The sequence below is a fragment of the Streptomyces sp. CA-210063 genome (assembly GCF_024612015.1).
Taxonomy (GTDB): domain Bacteria; phylum Actinomycetota; class Actinomycetes; order Streptomycetales; family Streptomycetaceae; genus Streptomyces.
Map to the genome: position 1 here is coordinate 7331764 of NZ_CP102512.1, position 21186 is coordinate 7352949.

Annotated in this window: 17 protein-coding genes and 3 pseudogenes; 5 read left to right on the forward strand and 15 right to left on the reverse strand. The window is 70.4% G+C overall.

What is annotated here, in order from left to right; translation table 11 throughout:
- Nucleotides 1-4: 4 nt before the first annotated feature.
- The gene (locus JIX56_RS32070; protein WP_257545694.1) at nt 5-433 is read right to left on the reverse strand and encodes an STAS domain-containing protein; all 429 of its coding nucleotides are present in this window, start codon (nt 431-433) and stop codon (nt 5-7) included.
- A gap of 486 nt (nt 434-919) precedes the next feature.
- Here JIX56_RS32070 and JIX56_RS32075 point away from each other — a divergent pair.
- A pseudogene (locus tag JIX56_RS32075) lies at nt 920-1344 on the forward strand (Asp23/Gls24 family envelope stress response protein); the annotation flags it as partial.
- Nucleotides 1345-1540: 196 nt separating this feature from the next.
- Here the strand turns inward: JIX56_RS32075 and JIX56_RS32080 are convergent.
- Nucleotides 1541-1711, reverse strand: coding sequence for a hypothetical protein (locus tag JIX56_RS32080; RefSeq protein WP_443031923.1), 171 nt, complete (start codon nt 1709-1711; stop codon nt 1541-1543).
- Between the two features lie 380 nt (nt 1712-2091).
- Between JIX56_RS32080 and JIX56_RS32085 the strand changes: the two genes are divergently transcribed.
- Nucleotides 2092-2412, forward strand: coding sequence for a three-helix bundle dimerization domain-containing protein (locus JIX56_RS32085; RefSeq protein ID WP_257545697.1), 321 nt, complete (start codon nt 2092-2094; stop codon nt 2410-2412).
- Nucleotides 2413-2749: 337 nt separating this feature from the next.
- Here JIX56_RS32085 and JIX56_RS32090 read toward each other — a convergent pair whose 3' ends face one another.
- The 4 genes and pseudogenes from JIX56_RS32090 to JIX56_RS32100 form a co-directional block, all read right to left on the reverse strand.
- Nucleotides 2750-3334: a response regulator gene (locus JIX56_RS32090; protein ID WP_257545699.1), complete on the reverse strand. Its 585-nt coding sequence runs from the start codon at nt 3332-3334 to the stop codon at nt 2750-2752.
- Nucleotides 3331-3441 (reverse strand): annotated as a pseudogene (locus JIX56_RS48125) (sensor histidine kinase); the annotation flags it as partial. The gene JIX56_RS32090 and the pseudogene JIX56_RS48125, both read right to left, overlap by 4 nt.
- 376 nt (nt 3442-3817) lie before the next feature.
- Nucleotides 3818-4126, reverse strand: a complete 309-nt coding sequence (locus JIX56_RS32095) for a hypothetical protein (protein ID WP_257551568.1) — start codon at nt 4124-4126, stop codon at nt 3818-3820.
- A gap of 596 nt (nt 4127-4722) precedes the next feature.
- Nucleotides 4723-6837: a glycoside hydrolase family 97 protein gene (locus JIX56_RS32100; protein ID WP_257545700.1), complete on the reverse strand. Its 2115-nt coding sequence runs from the start codon at nt 6835-6837 to the stop codon at nt 4723-4725.
- A 5-nt stretch (nt 6838-6842) separates the two neighbouring features.
- On the opposite strand from JIX56_RS32100, the gene JIX56_RS48130 reads away from it, so the two are divergent.
- Both JIX56_RS48130 and JIX56_RS32110 read left to right on the forward strand, forming a co-directional pair.
- A complete protein-coding gene (locus JIX56_RS48130; protein WP_257545702.1) occupies nt 6843-7235 on the forward strand; it encodes a hypothetical protein in 393 nt (130 codons plus the stop codon).
- Nucleotides 7232-7567, forward strand: a pseudogene (locus JIX56_RS32110) (PIN domain-containing protein); the annotation flags it as partial. The gene JIX56_RS48130 and the pseudogene JIX56_RS32110, both read left to right, overlap by 4 nt.
- Nucleotides 7568-7591: 24 nt before the next feature.
- On the opposite strand, the gene JIX56_RS32115 reads toward JIX56_RS32110, so the two are convergent.
- Nucleotides 7592-9061, reverse strand: coding sequence for an APC family permease (locus tag JIX56_RS32115; RefSeq protein WP_257545704.1), 1470 nt, complete (start codon nt 9059-9061; stop codon nt 7592-7594).
- A gap of 107 nt (nt 9062-9168) precedes the next feature.
- Entirely contained in the window at nt 9169-9903 is a 735-nt protein-coding gene (locus JIX56_RS32120; RefSeq protein WP_257545706.1) for a FadR/GntR family transcriptional regulator, read from the reverse strand.
- Between the two features lie 696 nt (nt 9904-10599).
- On the opposite strand from JIX56_RS32120, the gene JIX56_RS32125 reads away from it, so the two are divergent.
- Nucleotides 10600-12054, forward strand: a complete 1455-nt coding sequence (locus JIX56_RS32125) for an amino acid permease (protein WP_257545707.1) — start codon at nt 10600-10602, stop codon at nt 12052-12054.
- A gap of 817 nt (nt 12055-12871) precedes the next feature.
- Here the strand turns inward: JIX56_RS32125 and JIX56_RS32130 are convergent.
- The 7 genes from JIX56_RS32130 to JIX56_RS32160 all read right to left on the reverse strand — a co-directional run bounded on the left by JIX56_RS32130 (nt 12872) and on the right by JIX56_RS32160 (nt 21111).
- A complete protein-coding gene (locus JIX56_RS32130; RefSeq protein WP_257545709.1) occupies nt 12872-14026 on the reverse strand; it encodes an XdhC family protein in 1155 nt (384 codons plus the stop codon).
- A 148-nt stretch (nt 14027-14174) separates the two neighbouring features.
- Nucleotides 14175-16370, reverse strand: a complete 2196-nt coding sequence (locus JIX56_RS32135; protein ID WP_257545711.1) for a xanthine dehydrogenase family protein molybdopterin-binding subunit — start codon at nt 16368-16370, stop codon at nt 14175-14177.
- Nucleotides 16367-17347 (reverse strand): FAD binding domain-containing protein, encoded by a 981-nt coding sequence (locus tag JIX56_RS32140; RefSeq protein WP_257545713.1) that lies wholly within the window; start codon nt 17345-17347, stop codon nt 16367-16369. Before JIX56_RS32140 ends, JIX56_RS32135 begins: the two co-directional genes overlap by 4 nt.
- Before the next feature lie 12 nt (nt 17348-17359).
- Nucleotides 17360-18040 carry a (2Fe-2S)-binding protein gene (locus JIX56_RS32145; RefSeq protein ID WP_257545715.1) on the reverse strand — a complete coding sequence of 227 codons (681 nt, stop codon included), beginning with the start codon at nt 18038-18040 and terminating at the stop codon, nt 17360-17362.
- 78 nt (nt 18041-18118) lie between these two features.
- On the reverse strand, nt 18119-18817 hold the full coding sequence (locus JIX56_RS32150) for an SDR family oxidoreductase (protein ID WP_257545717.1): 699 nt from the start codon (nt 18815-18817) through the stop codon (nt 18119-18121).
- A 99-nt stretch (nt 18818-18916) separates the two neighbouring features.
- Entirely contained in the window at nt 18917-19477 is a 561-nt protein-coding gene (locus tag JIX56_RS32155) for a PaaI family thioesterase (protein ID WP_257545718.1), read from the reverse strand.
- Complete coding sequence (locus JIX56_RS32160) at nt 19474-21111, reverse strand: MFS transporter (RefSeq protein WP_257545720.1); 1638 nt, start codon at nt 21109-21111, stop codon at nt 19474-19476. Before JIX56_RS32160 ends, JIX56_RS32155 begins: the two co-directional genes overlap by 4 nt.
- Between the last annotated feature and the right edge of the window lie 75 nt (nt 21112-21186).

Consider the following 21186-nt stretch of genomic DNA (forward strand, 5'->3'; position numbering starts at 1 on the left):
GCCGTCACCGCACATCGCCCGAGAGGACAGGCACAAGCGGAACATGCCGGTGCGGCGGGGCTTGGGCGGCCGGGTCTGGGACACCCGTCGCGAGAGGAGGTGACAGGGGCCCGAAGGGCAGGCCAAGGAGCAGGAAGCCGCAGCCGGTGAGATTGAGTATCCGGCCCAGTGTCGGTGGCGGGTGGTGCAGTCCCAGGGTCCCGCCGGCCTCGGTGGTCTTCTGCGCGGCGTCGAGGAAGGCGTTGAGGCCGCTGCAGTCGCAGAAGGTGACGCAGGTGAGGTCGACGTCGATGATGCGGATACCGTCGCCCAGACACCGCGCCAGTGCCGCGCGCACCAGCGGCGCCGATTCCAGGTCGATCTCACCGGCCAGGGTGATCAGTGCCCGGTGCCTTCGGGCATGGCGGTGGACGGTGAGCTGCGGAAGGGGCATGACGCCTCGGTTCGGATGACCATCCGGCAGTGCACGCGGTGACGCCGGGATTCCCGGCCCCCTCGGTGTGTTGTCGGCAGGGACGTACGTTCGGCGGAGGTGGAACAACGGTCGGTCCCACAGCCTGTGCGACAGGACAGCGGCCCCACCCGGTTCCCTCCAGGGATGCGCCGGGTGACGGACGAAAGGTCCGCTCCCCGGAGCCATCTGTGTAGAGCAACGACAAGCCGCCGGGGTCTGGGGCGTCCGTACAGCAGCATAGTCCTTGACCCGGTCCGGTGGACGGGCGGAAGCCGCCCATTCCCAGGATGTGGGTGGTGTCGAAACGCGGTGGTGCGCATATCCGGCGCACCGTGAGGTACTGGCGGGTGCAGCACGAGACTTGTCGGCCGACGGCCGCCCGGGCACGGCAGTCCGTGCACCGCCCGAGGTGGTGGCTTCGCATGACGGGGCCGAACAGTTCAACCCTGCACGAGTCCGATCCCGATGAGCTCCGCACCGGCGTCGGCACGATGCTGCAGGCCGCACGGCCGGCCTCAGGAACCACCGGGGCCACGTGACGAAACGACCATAGCGGACGGGGTGGTTGAGAAGATCGCCGGGATCGCCGCACGGGAGGTCCCCGGAATCAACGAACTGGGCGGCGGATTCACTCGAACCATGGGCGCCGTGCGCGACCGGGTCCCGGGCGGGCACGGGAGCGCGGGGCGCGGCGTCAGGTCGAGGTCTGTGAGAAGCAGACCGCCATCGACCTCAAGGTCGTCGTCGCATACGGGGTCGGTATCCGCCAGGTTGCCGCAGAGGTCCGCGAGAACGTGATCGCGGCGGTGGAACGGAGGCGGGCCTGGAAGCCGTCGAGGTGAACATCGCCGAACAACGACGTGCGCCTGCCGGACGGGGGCACGCCGCAGACCAGCGAGGACCGCGTGCTCTGGTCGCGAGGCGGCCAGGGCAAGGACTCCGCCCCATCGATCCTCCGGCATAGGGTCAGCCACCGACTGCAGGCGGTGATCGCCTGATCCGGGCGCAACTCCGCTCCGCTGATGGGAGATACCCGGCCGCTCCCCGTTCGGATCCGCCGGCACGAGGATGGAGCGCATCACTTCCTCAGCGCCGACGCCCGCTTCCCCGGGAGGACCAGCCAGACCCCACGCCGGCCGAATGCACAGCGAGGAAAGCGAGCCCGGCAAGCATGAGGCTCGTCGGGCTGAAGATCACCTCGGTCGACGTCTCGGTGACACGGATGACGAAGGCGATGACGAAGAGTGCGGCGGCCACGAATGCGAGCATCTGTCTACCCCTGTCGGTGGACGACGAACCACACGTGATCCCGGTGGCTGCGCCGCTACATGTACATGCCGGGTGCCCCGGACGGCGCCGATCAGTCGCGTAAATCCCGTGCCGGAGTCGGTAGCGACACCCGTCGCCTGACCTGCCGGTGCTGTGAACAAGGCAACCGCGACTGCTGCTGTCGCGAACCCCCTCGGCCGCCCAGCCCGCGGGTCGACCCATCCGACATGTCGAGCTCATGAACAGATCCGGTGGGCCGTTGCACGGACGCGGTCCGTGCAACTATGGGAAGTGGACAGGCCGCCACCGAGCACCCGGATCGTGATCGGACGCCGCGGTCGGCCATCTGCGACAGTGAGGAGCGCCCCATGGGCGCGAACACGGCCGAAACCGCGGTACCTGACGCTATCCAGGAGCTGACGGACCGACTGACGGCCGCCTACGCCAACCTGTTGACGGCTGCAATCGTGCGGGATGTGGTGCAGGACTGCTACCAGCCACTCAGCAACGCTCGTATTCCCAACTACGTGCCGATCCTCGTCGAGCACTGCAGCCGCACCAAGCTACGACAACTCACCCGGCGCTCCGATCCCACCGTTCTCCTGCGTGAGCACTCCGACGGGATACGCGGCCACTCGATCACGAGGGCCTGTCGAAGGGTTCGAGCCGCCCTGACCCGCTCGGCATAGGGGCGGCGCCCAGGCGCACTTGGCGCACGGGCCCGCTCGACCATCTGCTGTGCCAGTTCCCGGTCCAGGCCGGCCGCACCCGTTCCCACGTTGTCCGCGTCCCTTCCCGGCCATCGCTGGGATCCCCGGGGAGCGATCTTCCAGTTGGGTGACTGGCTCAGGGCGCCGGCGCGTGTGCCTTCGACAGCGGCCACCCACGCGGCCGTGACCGTGGTCACCGCCGGTCCGCCTCTCGGCCGCCCGCGGGGATGGTTCCCAATGCCGTCGCGGTCTGACCGCGTCGTGTCCGGCTGCTACCGGCGCTTACGGGGATGGTCCACGCATCGGGCAGGGCTGCTCAGCTCGCCCTGGCGCAGTCCGCCCTTTTCGCGGTCATCGGGCTGATCACCATGTGGGCGGCGATCTGGTCGTTGGACAGGCCCCGCGCGACCAGGGCGACCGCTTCGCGTTCACGGCTGGTCAGCTCCTCCAGTGCCGTCCCGGGGGTGGGGAGGGGCTGGGTGACGTACCGGTGGATCAGCTTGCGGGTGATGGACGGGGCGAGCAGGGCGTCGCCGCGGGCGACGACCCGGACGGCGTGCAGGAAATCCTCCGGCACGATGTCCTTGACCAGGAACCCGGCGGCGCCGGCACGCAGCGCTTCGAAGACGTACTCGTCCATGCCGTAGTTGGTCAGCATGACGACGTGCACGCCGGCCAGGGCCGGGTCCGCGGCGATGCGCCGGGTCGTCTCGATGCCGTCCATGACCGGCATCTGGATGTCGATGAGCGCGACGTCGGGCAGGTGCTCCTCGACGAGCGCCAGACCCTCTGCGCCGTCAGCGGCTTCGGCCACCACCTCGATGTCGTCTTCGAGGCCGAGGAGCGCGCGGAAGCCGCTGCGGATGAGCGGCTGGTCGTCGACCAGCAGGACACGGATCATGAGGCTCGTTCCACGGGAAGTTCGGCCTGGACGGTGAAACCGTGCTCGGCGCGCGGCCGCGCGCGCAGCCGGCCGCCAAGGGCGGTGACGCGTTCGCGCATGCCGAGCCGGCGGCGCCGTCGCCCCCTATCGGTCCGATAGGTAATTTTTAGGGCAACGTGTGCAGATTGCTCGCAGGTAGGCACACTGGCGCACAAGGGGGCGGTGTGCGTGGCGGGCGGGGTGCACGTATGCCGCCGTTGGCCGCGTGCGTCGCCGGGTTCCCGGCAGCGGCGGCGGTGGAACGGCCCGAGGACGGCCGCCCCGGCGACCGGCCCCAGCTCTGGCTGGACGACCGGGCGACCGCTGCTCAGGCCACCCGCCATCTCCTCGGCCTCGGCCACGAGACCGTGACTACCTGGCCCTTCGACAGGGGGACGCGTTCATGTCTGGCACGGAGGCCAGCGGCCCATTGCGGGACCGCGAGAAACGCAAACGGGGGCATCAGTCGCCACCGCCGCTGCCGCAGCTGTCGGCGCCACCGCCACCCTCCTCGGCGGCCCAGGCGCTCTCCGCCTCACCGAGTGATCTGGGCCCCGAGGCGTTCTGGTTCGGACGGCCGGTCAGGTACCAGACCAGACAGGCGACGAACATGAAGACCGACAGCCCGACTGTCCACAGTAGTGACGCCGTGGGTCGCCGATCCATAGGGCCTTCCATGACTATGGCCGTGAACCAGGCGGCCAGGAACCCGCTCTCCGGTGCGAACACCACCAGCACCAGGAAGATTCGCTCCCCGACGGGCAGACGCATCGCTTCCCCCCTCTCGCCTGTGCCACGTTAGCGGGCTCGGGCACGGCCGAATACGGCACGAGTGGGCCCTGGCCTGTAGGTGGACGGGTGGCACGTGCCGCCGGGGGTGATCCGGCTGATCGCCGAGGTGAGCGTCGTCGGCCCCGAGCCGGAGGACCTGGCGGCTCCATGTGACCGAGATGTACCCCCAGGGGAAGAAGTCGGGAGAGCCCCCGGCGGAGGTTTCGTCCTCCACACCGCGCGCCAGCGTTCACGACGCCGCGGCGCCCGGCCGAACGCGCGTACCCGGCCTGCGGCGAGGGAAGACGGACGCTGCCGCACGTGAGCGGTAGCACGACCGCGGCCGCCGCCGGGAGGAGGACGCCGTGCCTGCGAAGGCGAGCGAGCCGCTGCCGCGGGGCTCCGGTGACCGTGGAGCTCCCCGTGCTACCGCCCGTGCTGCCGCTTCCGCAGGAGGGGGAAACCGGGACGGAAGTATCTGGAGAGCATCAGAAACGCGCCGGAACCCGGTGGCGGCCGACCCTGGGTTCCAGGGTCGGCCGCGTCGGGGCACGTGGCAGGGGAAAGCTGCCGGGGCCGGGTTTCTGCCGGGGCCGTCAGAGGACGGCGATGAATCCGCCGAAGGGTGCGGTGTCGATCGTGAACTTGCGGCCGTGCCGGGTCGTCAGGCGCAGGGTCGGGTCGGTGACGGAGGAGTCGGAGAAGAGCTGGAGCGTGGCCGGGGTGTGAATGCCCAGGTCCCGTAGGTCGACGGTCAGTTGCTGGGCCCGGCCGGTGGGCGGGGCGTAGCCGGAGGCCGAGGAGTCGAGGCCGGGCGCGATGGTGAGGGTCTTGCCATTGACACCGGCGATGTACCAGGCGCGGCCCTTGCGGCGGGCGACGACGACATGGCTGCCGGGGTCGGCGGCCAGGAAGCGGGTCTCGTCCCAGGCGACCGGGACCGTGCTGAGCAGCTCGCGTACCTCGGGCGACTGGCTGAGGTAGGCCTCGGGGGCGTCCGCGAAGCCGTTGAAGCCGGACTGGTAGACGACGGTGAGGGCGAGCTCATGGGCATCGGTGGTGTGCCGCGGGCTCTCCGGGAGTGCGTACGGGGACAGCAGGGTGGTGCCGTAGTCGAAGGCGCCGACGATGTTGCGGCTGATGGCCGCGATGGTGGTCTGCTCGGGGATCTGGTCGGCGAGCGCCTTGGTGTTGGAGTAGTGCTCGCTGGCGATGCCCGCCTCGACGCCGAGCAGGTGCGGGTAGGTGCGGTCCCAGCCGCGCGGGATGGTGGTGTTGTGCAGCACGATGTGCAGCCGGTAGCGGCCGGCGTCCTCGACGACCTCCCGCTGCCAGACGATGAGCTGCTGCTTGTCGGCCTCCCACATGTCGACCTTGACGCCCGCGACCCCGAGATCGCGCAGCCGCTTGAAGGTGGCACGGCGGGTGGCCGCGTCGGTCATCAGGTCGCGCGGGGTGCCGGTGCCGGTGTTGTTGGCGCCACCGGAGTTGTGCCAGAGGAAGAGCTTCATTCCGCGCTGGTCGGCCTCGGCGACGATGCGCTCCAGCGGGATCCGGTTGCCGGCAGCGTCGGTCATCTGGTCCCAGCGGGCGTCGACAAGCGCGTACGGCCAGCCCATCTCCTTGCCCAGGTCGAACCAGCGGATCGTCTGCTCCAGGCTCCTGGGGCTGGCGTGGTCCATCATCCAGCTGAACGTTGCGGCCCCGGGGCGGACCCAGGAGGTGTCGTCCAGCGCGCAGGGGACGCCGAGGTCGGTGGCGAGGGTGGTGTTGGCGACCTGCGCGGCGGTACGGGACACCGCGACGAAGCGCCAGGAGGTCTGCCAGGCGCCGCTGACCTGGGGGGTGCCGGGGCCGAGGGTGCCGAGCGCCTCGTCGTCGTAGGGGAAGGCGACGGAGTACGTGACGTGGCCGGCGGCCGCGTCGAGGGTGGGCTGCGTGAGGTGGCAGGCCGGGTACGTGCCGTCCATGCCGGACTCGCTCGCGAGCACCCACCACTCCTGGCCGTCCCGTGCGGCGGTGCGGGCCAGCAGCGGGAAGGAGGCGCCGCGCGGGGAGGCGGTGGCGTCACCCAGCGCGGGGACGGTGTGGTGGTCGCGGGGGATGTACCACTCCTGGTACTTGGGCTTCTGGACCGTGTACGGCAGGGTGAACTGCGCGCCGCCGTCGGCCGGGACGTTCAGCGTCAGACCGGTGGCCTCACTGACCACGGTGTGTGTGGCGCCGTCACCGCGGTCCGGGAAGCGGTACCGGAAGGCAGCCCCCTCGCTGTCCGCGCGCAGCACGATGTCCATCGGCAGGCCCTTGGCGTTGCGCACCGACACGACGCGCTCGGTCATCGTCTTGCGGACCCGGGAGACCTTGCCCTGGAGCAGCTCGTAGTCGACCTCCACCGTCCTCGGACGGCCCCGGTCGGTGAGCGTGAGACGTGAGGCGAAGTCCGCGTCGTCCAGGATGAGCCCGAGCGGGCTGGGCGGAACGACCTCGACACCGTCCACGGCCACGGTGTGCGTCGGGGTGCCGGCGTCCAGGCGCAGTGTCACTCGTACGCGCCCGCACGGGGAGACGACCATGACCGGGCCGGCACCGGTGGTTGAGGTGGCGGCCTGCGCGGACGCCGCCGTCAACGGAGCCGTCAGGGCCACAGCAGTCGCGGCTGCCCCGGTGACGACGGCCCTCCGGGACATTTGGCCAGAACTCTCAAAGCTCATGTGAGGTGCGTATCCTTTTGCGTCGGGTGGGGACCCGGCAGACGATTTCCGTGGGCGATGAACCGACCCTGTTCCGCATCTGTAGTTTTGCTGAGCAAGCCGCTACCAAACGGAGCGGCACGGGTTTGCACCGGCAGCTCACCGACCTACTTGCTGATCGCCTTTGGTTGGGTGCTGACGACCGCCGTCATCGCGGGTGTCACCGCACCCTGAAGAAAAGTTGGAGGTCGACAGCTGAGTTCAGGCGTCGCCAGCAGATCGGTGAGCAGGTGATCCGGGTCGGCCACCGTCGCGAGCGCCTCAAGGCCGCCGAGAAGCTGGCCGCGCGCGGCGAGTTCGAGCAGGCCGCGGCGGCACATGACGCGGGCAAGCGTGCCCGACGCGAGGCCTTCGAGTGATCACGTACCTGCTCGACACCTCCGCCCTGTGGCATCTGCTCCGCACCCATGGGGCATTGCCGCCCTGGGAGGGGCACATCGCCGCTGGGGTGTTCCACCTCTGCGAGCCGACACGGGCCGAATGTCGCTACTCGGCAACCAGCCCGTCCCACCGGGACGAGCTCGCGAAGGAGTTGGACGCACTCTGCCTGCTCTCTCCCGTGCCGAAGAACGACTGGCGTTGGGTCGACACTGCCCAGTACAAACTGACCCAGCGGGGCCAACATCGCGCGGCTGGAGCGATCGATCTGTCGGTGTGTGCGACCGCGGTTCACCACGGGCACACCGTCCTCACGCGCTCTGCCGGTCGTGAGGGCTCAGTCCGCGTCGGCCACGATGGAGCCGACGCGTTCGGCGAGGGTCGGGTCGCGTCGGACCAGGAGGGCCGCGTAGCCGACGGCGGCGAGCAGGGTGGCGACCGCCACGTAGGGGAACCAGTTGTAAGGCGCGGGCTGGCCCGGCTTGGCGAGGTAGTAGAGCGGGATCAGGATGGCCGCCGTACCGAGCGCGGGCAGTACCAGGTGCCGGACCACCCGGAACTCCTGCGGCCGGTACCTGCGGTAGTACAGCGGCAGGGCGATGTTGGACGCGAGGTAGACCAGCAGGATCAGGATGGCGCCGAGAGTCGAGGACTCGGTGAAGAAGACCACCGGGTTCATCGAGTCGCCGGAGGACCCCAGCAGGTGGCCCAGGGCCCAGCCGCCGATGATCAGCAGAGCGGTGGCGGTGAAGGTGATGATCGCCTTGTTCGGTGTGCGGCGGATGGGGTGCACGTAACCGAAGAAGGAGGGGAGCAGCCCCTCGCGTCCGGCGTTGAACACCAGGCGGGCCTGGGAGTTGATGCCGGCGATCAGCACGCCGAGGGTGGAGGTCAGTCCGCCGAGGTAGGCGAGGAACGCCAGCGCGCCGAGGGTGTGGTGGGCCACCTCGATGAAGGGGATCCGGGAGGCGCCGAGTCGGGTCACGTCGTAGCCGAAGCCCGTCACCGTGGCGTAGGCGAAGAGGACGTAACTCACCGTCATGATCGTGACGGAGGAGAACACCGCACGGCCGACGTTGTGACGCGGATTCTCCGTCTCTTCGGCGAGTGCCGCCGAGTTCTCCCAGCCGATGAACAGGTACACCGCCAGCGGGAAGCCGGCCGCCAGCCCCTTGAAGCCGTCGCTGATGTGGCTGGGCAGGAACGGGTCGAAGGACAGCTCGCCGCGGTGTTCCACCAGCGCGGCGACCGAGACCACGACCAGCACGAGCATCTCCGCGCCGAAGAAGTAGCCGGCCCACTTGGTGGAGACCACCACCCCGCGCAGCATCAGCGTGACGGCCAGCCCGGTGAGCAGCAGCGTCCAGATGATCCACGGCAGGTCTACGCCGGTGTAGTGGCGCAGGGTGATCTGCACGAACCCGCCGGAGATCGAGATGACGCCGGCCATCGCGATGATGTAGCCCAGCGCCGCCAGCAGCGCCGTGGTCACCGCGCTGACCGGCCCGAAGGTCTTGCCGACGAAGGTGATGAAGCTGCCCGCCGAGGGGTGCGCCCGGGAGAACTCCGCCAGCGTGTTGCCGAGGAGCGCCACCGCGATGCCCGCGGCCAGGATGGTCAGCGGTGACGCCACGCCCGCGGTGGTGGCCAGGAAGGCGAAACCGAAGAAGAAGCTCATGGCCGGGCCGACGTTGGCCATCGTGGCGGCGGCGATGTCTGCCATGCCGAGGACGCCGCCGCGCAGCCGCTGCGGCGCGCCGCCGACGGGACCCGGCGGGGAGAGCGGGCCGGCTCCGGGGTTGGGCATGGCGGCAACTCCTCGTGCGGTGTGGCGGCGTGATGGATGCGCGGGTTACGGATGCGCGGGTTACGGATGCGCGGGTTCTCGGCGGCCGGGCCGGCACGGACCGGGTGTCAGCGGTGCTGGGAACGGTGGTGTGCCTTCACCGCCTGCACGGCCGGATCGGTCGCCCCCCGCCCGAGTTCGGTGAGAAGTTCGGCGTGGCAGCGGTTCTGCGCCCGTACGACCGCGGGTTCCGGTGCGGGCAGCAGCAGGCACAGCCGGCCGAGCAGATCGGCGGCGAACTCGCGGATTGCGGCGCCGCCGAGCGCCACCGCGAGGTCCAGGTGGAATCGGGTCTCCAGCTCGGCCAGGCGTGCCGGGTCGTCGGTCTGTTCCATCTCCTCGACCAGTGCCCGGAGCCCGTCCAGCCGTTCGGCCGGGACCTCTCCCGAACTGTGCGCCACGAGGCCGCATTCGAGCAGGAGTTGGAAGGCGTCCAGCGAAGCCGCCTCCTCGGGGTCGTGGGTCAGGGCTACGACGGTGGCCCAGTCCTGCGCGACGAAGGTTCCGCCCGCCCGTCCGCGCCGGCGGTCGAGCAGGCCGTCCTGGCACATGCCCTCCAGTGCGCGGCGCACGGTGATCTCGCCGATTCCCAGCTCCTCGGCGAGGACCCCGGCGTCCGGCAGCCGGTCTCCAGGCTGCACGGATCGCAGGCGTACCCGCAGTGCGATCCGTGACCGGACGAGATCGGATCCGCTCTGGCCCCCGCCGGGCAGGGCGCGGGCGTGTCCCACGCCGGTGACCGATGTCGTCTGGGCCGGGCCTGGCGGGTTGTAAGGCCCGAACTTGCCCGCTGCATTCGCCACGGCGCCACCCTAACGGCCTACTGATCGCGGTCGCTGCCCACGACGGCCCTCGTGCGGTGCGCCGGGTCGACGCCGAGGGCGAGCTCGCGCTCGGTGAGGGGGGAGGTCCGCCGGTGGTTCCGGCGACGACGCCACTGTGTGGTGCATGGGGACTCCCGAGGAGGTTCCGAATCGGCCCGGAACAGCCGGGACACGGCATGGCGCGGGTACGGGCGTCGCGACGGGAGGAGCGGGTCGCGATGCAGGAAAAAATTAGAGCAAGGTGAACAGTTAAACAAGACCCTGTCGCGACCGGTCCGGAAGGGGAAGGAGGGGGCAGGGGTGGCGGCCGACTCGTCGTAGCCCCGACCTGGGGATTTACGCCCCGGTGGGCCCGTCGTCGGGGTCCGCCGACGGGGTGAGAGGGGGGCGGGTGCGAGGCATGCGTGCCCTGGGGAGGCGGCGCGTTGACGCCATGGGGTGGGCGACTGGACCCCTTGTTTTATTCGATCGTCCTGAACTATTTTCCTGAACGCCGCCGGTTCGACCGGTCCAGCAGGCACCGGACCCGGAGGCCACGGTCCACCATGCCCTCCCACCGACCGTGATCGCCACCAGCACCGTTACCCGGCACCCCGCCCGGCGGCATCCACGCGGCGATCCCGCCCGATCCCGCCGGCACCTTCCCTCGTCCCCACCTGCCTCCTGGATGTCGAGATGACAACACAAGCCCCGCGTCCCGCCCCCGATCCGGTGACCACCACCGAGAGCGCCTCAGAAGGATCCGGCCTGCAAGCCGGACTGAAGAACCGTCACCTGTCGATGATCGCGATCGGTGGTGTCATCGGTGCCGGCCTGTTCGTCGGCTCCGGATCGGGCATCGCCGCCGCCGGTCCCGGCATCCTGATCTCCTACCTGCTCGTCGGCACTCTCGTCGTCCTCGTCATGCGGATGCTCGGCGAGATGGCCGCGGCCAACCCCACCTCCGGCTCGTTCTCCGCCTACGCGGACCGTGCGCTGGGTCGCTGGGCCGGCTTCACCATCGGCTGGCTGTACTGGTTCTTCTGGGTCGTGGTGCTCGCCGTCGAGGCGACCGCCGGCGCCAAGATCCTGGCCGGGTGGATCCCTGCGGTCCCGCAGTGGGGCTGGGCCCTGCTCGTCATGGTCGTCCTCACCGCCACCAACCTCGTCTCCGTCGGCTCCTACGGCGAGTTCGAGTTCTGGTTCGCCGGTATCAAGGTCGTCGCCATCGCCGCGTTCATCGTGATCGGAGGACTCGCGATCTTCGGCCTGCTGCCCGGCTCGGACCACCCGGCATCCGGCTTCACCAACCTCACCGAGCACGGCGGGTTCCTGCCCAACGGGCCGGGGGCGATCCTCACCGGCATCCTGATGGTGGTCTTCTCCTTCATGGGCAGCGAGATCGTCACCCTGGCCGCCGGCGAGACCGCCGACCCGCAGGCCGCGGTCACCAAGGCCACCAACAGCGTCATCTGGCGGATCGCGGTGTTCTACCTGGGCTCGATCCTGGTCGTGGTGTCGCTGCTGCGCTGGGACGACCCGGCGATCCTCAAGGACGGCTCGTACGTCGCCGCGCTGAACTCCGTCGGCATCCCGCACGCCGGCGAGATCATGAACGCCATCGTGCTCACCTCCGTGCTGTCCTGTCTCAACTCCGGCCTCTACACCGCGTCCCGGATGGCGTTCTCGCTCGGCCGTCGCAGCGACGCCCCGGCCGCCTTTGCCCGCACCACCGGACGCGGAGTCCCGCAGGCGGCCATCCTGGCCTCGGTGGTCTTCGGCTTTGTCGCCGTCGCCTTCAACTACCTCTGGCCGGACACGGTCTTCCAGTTCCTGCTGAACGCCTCCGGCGCGATCGCTCTCTTCGTCTGGCTGGTGATCTGCTTCTCCCAACTGCGGATGCGCAAGATCATCCAGCGGGAGTCGCCGGACAAGCTGGTCGTCAGGATGTGGCTCTACCCGTACCTGACCTGGGCCACCATCGCGATGATCACGTTCGTTCTGGTCTACATGCTGACCGACACCGCCGACGGCGGCGGCCGCGACCAGGTCGTCCTGTCCACCCTGGTGGCCGGGGCCGTGGTGGCCTTCGCGCTGGTCCGCGAGCGGCTGGCACGCAACGCCCGGCAGGGCAAGGTCATCTCTTCGTAGCAGCCAGGGCCCGTTGTACGGCCGTCCCGACCCGCCGGTGACGCGGCCCTCCCGCCGCGTCACCGGCTTCACGGCCGCACCCGTCATGCCGGGCCGGTATGTCCCGCGGGGGCGGACCAGTACTCCAGTCGGGCCGCGGTCGGGATGGTCGTCGCGTGGCTCGGGACGCGGGTGTGGTAGCACCTGGTCTTCGATTCCGCAGACCGGTGGGCATCCGGTGTTGAGCCGGGCCACTGTGGGCCGCTGTCGCCGAACTCGGCGACATCGAGTTCGCCGGAAACGGCCCGGAATCGTCACCTCATGGTGGACACCTGCGCGTAGCTCCCTCGGCGGACAGCGGCACCCGCCGCAGAGCCTGCGCGGGCGGAGTCTCTGCGCGGTGGAAGGAGAATCCGTTGTGCCATGTTTCGACCGTGTCCGCTGAGCAGGAGCGACGTCCGGGATTCCCCATGGGCAGTCTCTCAGGGAGCGGCAGGGACCACGAAGGGACCGCAAGGACAGGAACCAACCGCCAAGGACTGCGCGAGGCCGACGCAGGTGCACTTGCCTGATCTGCGAGAACGGCGTGAATAGGCACTGATCGGCAAGGACCGCCAAGATCCTCAAAGGACTCATGATCCGTCGGCCGTGGGTTCGAGTCCCACTCGCCCCATACGCGGGACGCCGGTAGGACGCAAGGACGTCAGAAGTGCTGTCCGGGGACCTTCGAGTAGGCGGCTCTACCTGTCGGTGGGCGTCGCCGCGACACTCGATCAGCTGGGTGTGGACGTCCGGGCCGTCCTCGGGCGCGGTGTGGTCGCCAGGCCCGGACAGCGGGTCACGCTGCGGTTGAAGTTGCTTGTGCGGGCATCGGGGCCGCAGGGCCGGAGCGGTGGATGGGTCCGGTGCCGTGGGACAGGGGCAGGCCGGTGGCCCGGTGGCTGTGGGTGATGATCTCCGCGGTGATGGATATGGCTGTCTCCTCGGGGGTGTGGGCGCCGAGGTCGAGGCCGATCGGGGAGTTGAGGCGGGCGAGTTGTGCTGTCGTGACGCCGGCCTCGCGCAGCCGCTGGTTGCGGTCCGCGTGGGTGCGGCGGGAGCCCATCGCGCCGATGTATCCGACGGGGAGGCTCAGCGCCAGGCTCAGGAGGGGGATGTCGAATTTGGCGTCGTGGGTGAGGACGCAGATGGCGGTGCGGGCGTCCGTCTCGGTGGCTGCGAGGTAGCGGTGGGGCCAGTCGACGATGACTTCGTCGGCGTGCGGGAAGCGGGCACGCGTGGCGAAGACGGGGCGGGCGTCGCAGACGGTGACGCGGTAGCCGAGGAAGCGGCCGGCCTGGCAGAGGGCGGCGGCGAAGTCGATGGCGCCGAAGATCAGCATGCGGGGTGGAGTGGCGTGGGTGTGGACGAGGACCGAGAGCTTGGTGGGGCAGGTGTCGGGGTGGCCGCCGATGTCGATCCGGGCGGTGCGTCCTGCTCTGAGCAGGGCGCGGGCCTGTGCCGCGACCGCCCTGTCCTCGTTCTCGCCGCCCAGGGTGCCGTCGTACGCGCTGCCGTCGCCGAGGAGGGTGAGGGTGCGGCCGAGGTGTTCGGCGGGGCCGTCGACGATCTGGGCCACGGCGGCGGGTCTGTCCCGTACTGCTTCGTTCAGGGCGGCGGTCAGGTGGGGCAGGTCTGTCGGCTCGATGCGTTGGACCAGGACGTCGATCTCGCCTCCGCAGGTCAGGCCGATGGCGAAGGCGTCGTCGTCGGAGTAGCCGAAGCGGGCGCGGGCGGGGAGGCCGTGGTCCTGGAGCACCTGTCGGCACAGGTCGTAGACGGCTCCTTCCACGCAGCCGCCGGAGATGCTGCCGACCACCTCGCCGGCGATGTCCACGGCGAGTGAGGTGCCTGGCGGCAAGGGTGCGCTGCCGCTGACCTGGACGACGGTGGCGAGGGCGAAGGGGCGGGCCTCGTGGCACCAGGCGTGCAGCGTGTCGGCGATGTTCAGCATGGACGGGTCTCCGTGAGGGACGTGGTGGTGGGCGGGCCGCCGCGGTGTCGGCGCGGGAGAGGCGACACCGCGGCGGCCCTGGTGTCCGGCGGTGGGCCGCTCACCTGCCGCCGGACGGTCGGAGGGGCGCCCGGGGGCGCCCTGGTGCTCAGAGCAGGGCTTCCGCGGTGATGGGCAGCTCGCGGATACGGCGGCCGGTGGCGTGGAAGACGGCGTTGGCGATGGCGGGCGCCACCCCGACCTGGACGATCTCGCCCAGGCCCTTGACGCCGATGGGGTCGGCCTCGCGGTCGTCTCCGTCGAGGTAGATGGCCTTGAGGGCGGGGACATCGGCGTTGACGGGGACGAGGTAGTTGGCGAGGTCGGCGTTGACGATGCGGCCGTCGCGGTGGTCGGTGACCGTGTGTTCCAGGAGGGCCTGGCCGATGCCGCCGACCATGCCGCCGAGGGCCTGGCTGTCGGCGAGTTTGGGGCTGATGATGCGGCCCGCGTCGTAGACGCCGAGCATCCGTCGGACCCGCACCAGACCCAGGCGGGCGTCGACGGCCACCTCGGCGAAGACCGCGCCGTAGGCGAACAGGGAGTGCCGTTCCGGTCCTGTGGGCCGGGTGAAGGATCCCATCGCTTCGAGGTGGGTGCGTTTGTTGCGGGTCAGGAGTTGCCGGTAGGTCTCGCCGCGTGTGGGGTTGTGCTTCACGTGCAGTCGGCCGGCGCGGACGACGACGGTCTCGGGGTCGACGCCGTGCAGCGGCGACTCTTCGTCCTCGACGGCGAGCTTGATGGCTTGCTTCCGCAGTGTGTCGCAGCCGTCCTGGACGGCCGATCCGACGCTGGCCATGGTCCAGGAGCCGCCGTGCGGCGGTGCGGGCGGCATGAGGGAGTCGCCGAGGCGGAAGGTCACCTTGCCCATCGTCAGGCCGAGTGCGTCCGCGGCGAGTTGTGTGTTGGAGGTGTAGGTGCCCGGGCCCATGTCGCTGGCCGCGGACTGGACCAGCGCGGTGCCGTCGGCGTCCAGCCTGACCGACGCCTGGGCGTCGTTGCGGGCCGTGTCGTAGACGCCGGTGGCCATGCCGGTGCCGATCAGCCAGTCGCCGTCCCGGGTGGAGCGTGGTTTCGGGTCGCGCCGGTGCCAGCCGAACTCGCGGGCGCCGACGGTGTAGCACTCGCGCAGCTTGCGGGTGGAGAACGGCAGCCCGCTGGACTCGTCCTCGTCGGGTTCGTTGCGCAGTCGCAGTTCGATCGGGTCGATGCCCAGTTTGTGGGCGAGTTCGTCCATCGCCGACTCGATGGCGTACGAGGCGGTGGTGTATCCGGGGCCGCGCATGAACAGCGGGGTGTGCACGTCCAGGGGTACCGTCCGGTACTCCTGGCTCACGTGGGGCATGCTGTACAGCATCTGGCCCGGGGTCAGGACGGACTCCATGAACGTCTCGTACGACGACGTCTCCGCGCGCACGTCGTGAGCCATGGCGGTCAGGCGGCCGCGCCGGTCGCTGCCCAGGCGGACCGCGTACTCGTACGTGGGCCGGAAGCCCGTTCCGAAGTACAGCTGTTTGCGGGTCAGGGCGAGTTTGACGGGGCGGTTCGTCTCGCGGGCGGCGAGCGCCGCGATGGTGACGTGAGGCCAGGCCCGCAGCCCGCTGCCGAAGCCGCCGCCGACGAACGGCGAGATGACGCGGACGGACTCCGGCGCGACACCGAACACCACGGCGAGTTCTATCTGTGTGCCGAACACCCACTGGGTCTTGTCCCACACGGTGAGCTTGTCGCCGTCCCAGCGGGCGGTGGTGGCGTGCGGCTCCATCGCGTTGTGGTTGTTGCGGGCGAGGTGGTAGGTCATCTCCATGCGTACGGCGGCCGAAGCCAGCGCCTTTGCCGTGTCGCCCCGCGCGTACTTCTGGGGCTCGCCTGCCGGTGCGTCGGCCATGTCGGTCGACGGCTGCTCGGCGTCGTAGGTCACCTTCACCAGACTGGCGCCGTGCTGGGCTGCCTCCAGCGTGGTGGCCACCACGACGGCGACCGGCTGACCGTGGAAGAGGACCTGGTCGTCCTGGAAGACGTGCAGCCGCTCGCCGGGCGGAGCGACCGGGAGCGGGTTGCGCTGGTAGGGCAGTGTGGGCGCGTTGAGGTGGCTGATCACCTTCAGGACGCCGGAGTGGGCGAGGGCGGCGCGGGTGTCGATGCCGGTGATGCGGCCCCGACCGACGCTGCTGTCGACGACGACCGCGTGCACGGCTCCGTCGATGTCGTGATCGACGGCGTACAGCGCCTTCCCGGTGACCTTGAGCCGGCCGTCCACCCGGGAGAGCGGGGCGCCGACGGCTGCCTGCGGCTGCGGACTCATGCGGTGCCTCCTACGATGCGCAGCTGACGCTCGACGGTGCGTTTCAGGAGCTCGGGCTTGAAGCGGTTGTGCTCCAGGGGGCGGGCTCCCTCCGCCGCTCGCTCCGCAGCGGCCGTCCACAGGGCTTTCGAGGGGCGTTCGCCGATCAGGTGCCGCTCGACGGCGGGCAGCTTCCACGGCACGGTGCCCACGCCCCCGGCGGCGACCTTCGCTTCCCGGATCACCCCGCCGCGGATGTGCAGGGCGACGGCCGCGGAGGTGAGGGCGAACTCGTAGGACTGCCGGTCGCGGACCTTCAGGTAACCCGACTTCAGCGGGCGCGGATGGGCCGGGATCTCCACTGCGGTGATCAACTCGCCCTTGCGCAGCGCCTGTTCACGGTTCGGGGTGCTGCCGGGCCGCAGCAGAAAGTCCGCGAAGGCGACGCTGCGCTCCCCGTCCGGGCCGAGCAGGTGCACTTTCGCCTCCAGCGCGGCGAAGGCGACGGCGACGTCGGAGGGGTGCGTGGCCACACAGTCGTCGGAGGTGCCGAGGATCGCGTGGGTGCGGTTGAAGCCTTCGAGTGCCGCGCAACCCGAGCCCGGCTCGCGCTTGTTGCAGGCGGCCGTCACGTCCCGGAAGTACGTGCACCGGGTGCGCTGCATGATGTTGCCGCCGATGGTGGCCATGTTGCGCAGTTGGGCGGAGGCGCTCAGTTCCAGTGCCTGGGAGATGACCGGGTGGAGGGTGCGCACCTTGGGGTGGGCGGCGGCCTCCGCCATCCGCACGAGAGCGCCGATGCGCAGGCCTCCGCGCTCGGTGACCGTGATCTTGCGCAGGGGCAGCGCGCTGATGTCGACCAGCGTCTCGGGGCGTTCGACGGTCTCGCGCATCAGGTCGACCAGGGTGGTGCCGCCGGCTATGTAGCGCCCGCCGCGTTGCCCGGCCGCGAGTGCGCTCCGGGTGTCCGCGGCCTTCGTGAAGGAGAAGGGGTACATGGGGGCCGGGCCTCATTTCCGGCGGGCGGTCTGCTCGACCGCCCGCACGATCTTGACGTAGCAGCCGCAGCGGCAGATGTTGCCGCTCATCCACTCCCGGATCTCCTCGGCGGAGTCCGTGTGGCCTTCCTCGATGCAGCCGACGCCGGACATGATCTGACCCGGGGTGCAGAACCCGCACTGGAAGGCGTCCTGGTCGACGAACGCCTGTTGTAGTGGGTGCAGTTCGTCGCCGTCGGCCAGGCCCTCGATGGTGGTGACCTCGGCGCCGTCCAGGCGCACGGCCAGCGTCAGGCAGGAGTTGACCCTCCCCCAGCCTCCGGCCGGGGGGACCCCCATCTCGCTGCGCTCGCCGTCGACCAGGACCGTGCAGGCCCCGCAGGCACCGGCGTTGCAGCCCTTCTTCGTGCCGGGCAGGCCGAGCTGTTCGCGCAGCAGGTCCAGCAGTGAGGTTCGGTTGTCGATCACGGCGGTGTGCCGCTTGCCGTTGACGGTCAGCGAGACACGGCCGCTGGGTGGAACTTCGGCCGCGGACGTCTCGGCGGCGCCGGTCGGAGAGGCTCCCGCGACCAGGCCGCCCGCCATCACGGCGCCACCGACGGCGGTCGTCGTGGCGATGAACGTTCGTCGGGACGGGGGCGACGGCTGCCCTTCGGGGGGAGGGCCGTATGACTCGGGAAGTTCGGTGGACATGGCCACTCTCTTCGTTCGGCGACGGTTTGGGCGGAGGGATCGGTGGTCTCACTCATCGGCGTGCGGGCCGGCTGTCGGTCAGGGCAGCTGCGGGTACAGCGCGGCGACGCCTCCGGACAGACCGGACAGCACCTGGCGGCTGACGTCGTCCACGACGATCTCGTAGGCGCCCTCGGCGAGGCCGTCGGCGGCGAGGCGGGCGACGTCGGCGGGGGCGGTCTTGGGCCCGTCCAGGTCCCGGGACATGTCGGTGTCCATGCCGCCGACGTGCAGGCCGGCCACCCGGATGCCCTGGTCGGCGAGCTGCACGCGCAGGGCGTTGGTGAGCGACCACTGGGCGGACTTGGCGGCGCAGTAGGCACCGAGATCCGGGAAGGTGAACCAGGACAGGACGGACAGGACGTTCAGGATCGCGCCGCCGCCGTTGGCGGTGATCTGCGGTGCGAAGGCCCGGACCACCGAGAGGGTGCCGTAGAAGTTGGTGTCCATGTCCCGGCGGATGCCGTCCGGGTCGCCGGTGAGCAGGTTGCCGCCGACGGATATGCCGGCGTTGTTGATCAGAACGGTGACGTCCCCCGTGGCCTTGGCTGCGGCCGCGATGGAGGCGGGGTCGGTGATGTCGAGCGCGATCGGCGTGGCGCCGGGCAGGTCGACCTGGTCGGGGTTACGGGCACCGGCGTAGACGGTCGCGCCGCGGCTGAGCAGTTCGGCGGTGAGTGCGCGGCCGAGGCCCCGGTTGGCTCCGGTGACGAGGACGGTGCTGGCGGAGAGGTCCATGAGCAAGCTCCTGGTGCTTTGGTGCAGGTGCTGAATGAGGGGATGGAGTACTGGTCGGATGGGGGCGGCAGGCTGTGTCTGGCTGCCGGTCCGGGTGGGTCAGGCGGTCGGGCCGGTGCCGTGGGCAGCGTGGTGACTGGTGCGAGCGGGCTGTCGGCCGTCGGCCGGGAAGATCAGGCACGTGGTGGTGGCGTGGGCGAGCAGCCGACCGGTGAGGTCGGTGACCGTGGCGGTGGCATAGGCGCTACGGCGGCCGACATGGACAGCCGTGCCCTCGCAGCGGATACGGCCGGTGTCGACGGTGACCGGGCGCAGGAAGGTGATGGTGAGGCCCTGCGTGGTGTAGCCGGTTCCGGCGGGGAGGCGGGTGAAGACGGCAGCGCCCAGGGCGTTGTCGGCGAGTGTCGCGAGGACGCCGCCGTGGACGGTGCCGAGCGCGTTGTAGTGCCATCCCGCGGGGGTCAGCTCGAACACGGTGCGGCCCGGTTCGATCTCGAGGGGCTCGATGGCGAGGGTGTCCATGGCCGGAGGGGTCGGGAGTGTTCCCTTGCCGATTCCCTGGAGTACCTCCAGGCCGCTCAGCTGCCCGATGGCCTCGGCGGTCGGGCGGGGGTCCTGCCAGGTGTAGGCGCGGTGCTGAGGGTTGGCGTGCGTGCTCATGAGGTGGTGGGGGCGGTCGTGGGGGCGGGCATGTGCGTTCCGTTCTGGTGGGGGCGGTTGTGTACGGCGGTCAGGGCCACGACGGCGGCGGCGAGGAAGACGGCCGCGGTGACGGCCAGGCCTGTGTGCACGCCTGAGGTGAAGGCGTCCGCGATCGCCGCGCGCACGGCGTCGCCGGGCGGCGCAGTGGTGCTGGTCGTCCCGGAGGCGACGGCCTGCTCGACGGGTGCGCGGGCTGAGGCGGGGATGCCGTGCTCGGCGAGTTGCTGGGGCAGGTCCGCGGTGACGCGGCCGGCGAGCAGCGAGCCGAGCAGCGCGGTGCCCATGACCGCGCCGACCTGCCGGGCGGTGTTGACGGCGCCGGAGGCCATGCCCGCGCGTTCAGGGGTGACACTGACCAGCGCGGCGGCCGTGCTGGGTGCGATGACCAGGCCGGATGCGGCGCCGAACAGGGCGAACAGCGGCCAGACCCGGCTGTAGGGGGTGTCCGCGCCGACCGTGGTCAGGCCCAGAACGGCGAGGGCGCCGAGCAGCAGACCGACTGTCAGAGGCGCCTTGAAGCCGGTACGCCGGATGACTCTGCCGGTGAGGAACGCCGAGACGACGTAGACGCCGAACAGGGGCAGCATGCGCCAGCTGGTGTCCAGCGCGCTCAGGTGCTGGACGTTGTTGTAGAACATCACCACGAGGACGGCCACGCCGGTGAAGCCGAACAGCGACACCGCGGCGATGAGCATCACGGCACTGAACGAGCGTGAGGCGAACAGCCGCACATCGAGCATCGGCGCCGCCACCCGTAGCTCCACGGCGACGAACACCACCGCGCCGACCGCGGCCGCGACCCAGGCGGCGATGACGGGACCGGCGGTGTATCCGTCCTGGCCGCCCTGGATGAGGGCGTAGACCAGACTCGCGATGGTGAGGGTGCCCAGCAGTGCGCCGACCACGTCCAGACGGCCGTCGGGCGCCAGGGACTCCGCGGCGAACGGGACCGCGACCAGGAGCGTGATCACACCCAGGACGGGGTTCGACACGAACACCGCGTGCCAGCTGAAACGGTCCAGCAGGACACCTGCGAGCAGCGGGCCGATGGCCAGGCCGATGCCCGACGACGCCGCCCACACGGTGATCACCTCGGTCCGCCGCTGCGGATCGGCGAAGGCCGCGCCCAGCACGGCCAGGCTGTTGGGCAGGACGAGCGCACCGCCGACACCGGAGACCAGCTGCGCGGCGATCACCGTGGCAGTGGTGTCGGCGGTCGCGGCCAGCACGCCTCCCGCGATCATGATCACCACGCCGACGCAGAACATCCGCTTGCGGCCCAGGAGATTGCCCAGCGTGCCGGCCGACAGCACCAGAGCGGCCACGACCAGCGTGTACGCGCTGGGAATCCAGATCAGCGCGCCTGGGCCGACGTGCAGATCGGCCTGGATCGCCGACAGCGCCGAGATCGTGGCGGTGACGAGCAGGAACGTCATCATCACGCCCAGGCACATCGCCGCCAGCGTCAGAAGGTCCCCGCGCCGTAAGGAAGTTCCCCTGCCTGTTCCCGCCCGGTGGCTGCCCGTGCCGCCCGGCAGTCGGTCCGCAGCCGACGGAGAGGTGCCGGAGGAGGGGACATGGTCCCTGGTCATGGAGGTCCTTCTGCGTTTCCGTGGATGCGGGGGATCAGATGCGGGACGCACTCGTCGGAGGTGCGCTGCGACGAG

Excerpts from the sequence above, each read along its gene's own strand:
- JIX56_RS32070 (WP_257545694.1), bottom strand. The coding sequence starts at position 433 with ATGCCCCTTCCGCAGCTCACCGTCCACCGCCATGCCCGAAGGCACCGG.
- JIX56_RS32085 (WP_257545697.1), top strand. The coding sequence starts at position 2,092 with ATGGGCGCGAACACGGCCGAAACCGCGGTACCTGACGCTATCCAGGAG.
- JIX56_RS32090 (WP_257545699.1), bottom strand. The coding sequence starts at position 3,334 with ATGATCCGTGTCCTGCTGGTCGACGACCAGCCGCTCATCCGCAGCGGC.
- JIX56_RS32095 (WP_257551568.1), bottom strand. The coding sequence starts at position 4,126 with ATGCGTCTGCCCGTCGGGGAGCGAATCTTCCTGGTGCTGGTGGTGTTC.
- JIX56_RS32100 (WP_257545700.1), bottom strand. The coding sequence starts at position 6,837 with ATGAGCTTTGAGAGTTCTGGCCAAATGTCCCGGAGGGCCGTCGTCACC.
- JIX56_RS32115 (WP_257545704.1), bottom strand. The coding sequence starts at position 9,061 with ATGCCCAACCCCGGAGCCGGCCCGCTCTCCCCGCCGGGTCCCGTCGGC.
- JIX56_RS32125 (WP_257545707.1), top strand. The coding sequence starts at position 10,600 with ATGACAACACAAGCCCCGCGTCCCGCCCCCGATCCGGTGACCACCACC.
- JIX56_RS32130 (WP_257545709.1), bottom strand. The coding sequence starts at position 14,026 with ATGCTGAACATCGCCGACACGCTGCACGCCTGGTGCCACGAGGCCCGC.
- JIX56_RS32135 (WP_257545711.1), bottom strand. The coding sequence starts at position 16,370 with ATGAGTCCGCAGCCGCAGGCAGCCGTCGGCGCCCCGCTCTCCCGGGTG.
- JIX56_RS32140 (WP_257545713.1), bottom strand. The coding sequence starts at position 17,347 with ATGTACCCCTTCTCCTTCACGAAGGCCGCGGACACCCGGAGCGCACTC.
- JIX56_RS32145 (WP_257545715.1), bottom strand. The coding sequence starts at position 18,040 with ATGTCCACCGAACTTCCCGAGTCATACGGCCCTCCCCCCGAAGGGCAG.
- JIX56_RS32150 (WP_257545717.1), bottom strand. The coding sequence starts at position 18,817 with ATGGACCTCTCCGCCAGCACCGTCCTCGTCACCGGAGCCAACCGGGGC.
- JIX56_RS32155 (WP_257545718.1), bottom strand. The coding sequence starts at position 19,477 with ATGAGCACGCACGCCAACCCTCAGCACCGCGCCTACACCTGGCAGGAC.
- JIX56_RS32160 (WP_257545720.1), bottom strand. The coding sequence starts at position 21,111 with ATGACCAGGGACCATGTCCCCTCCTCCGGCACCTCTCCGTCGGCTGCG.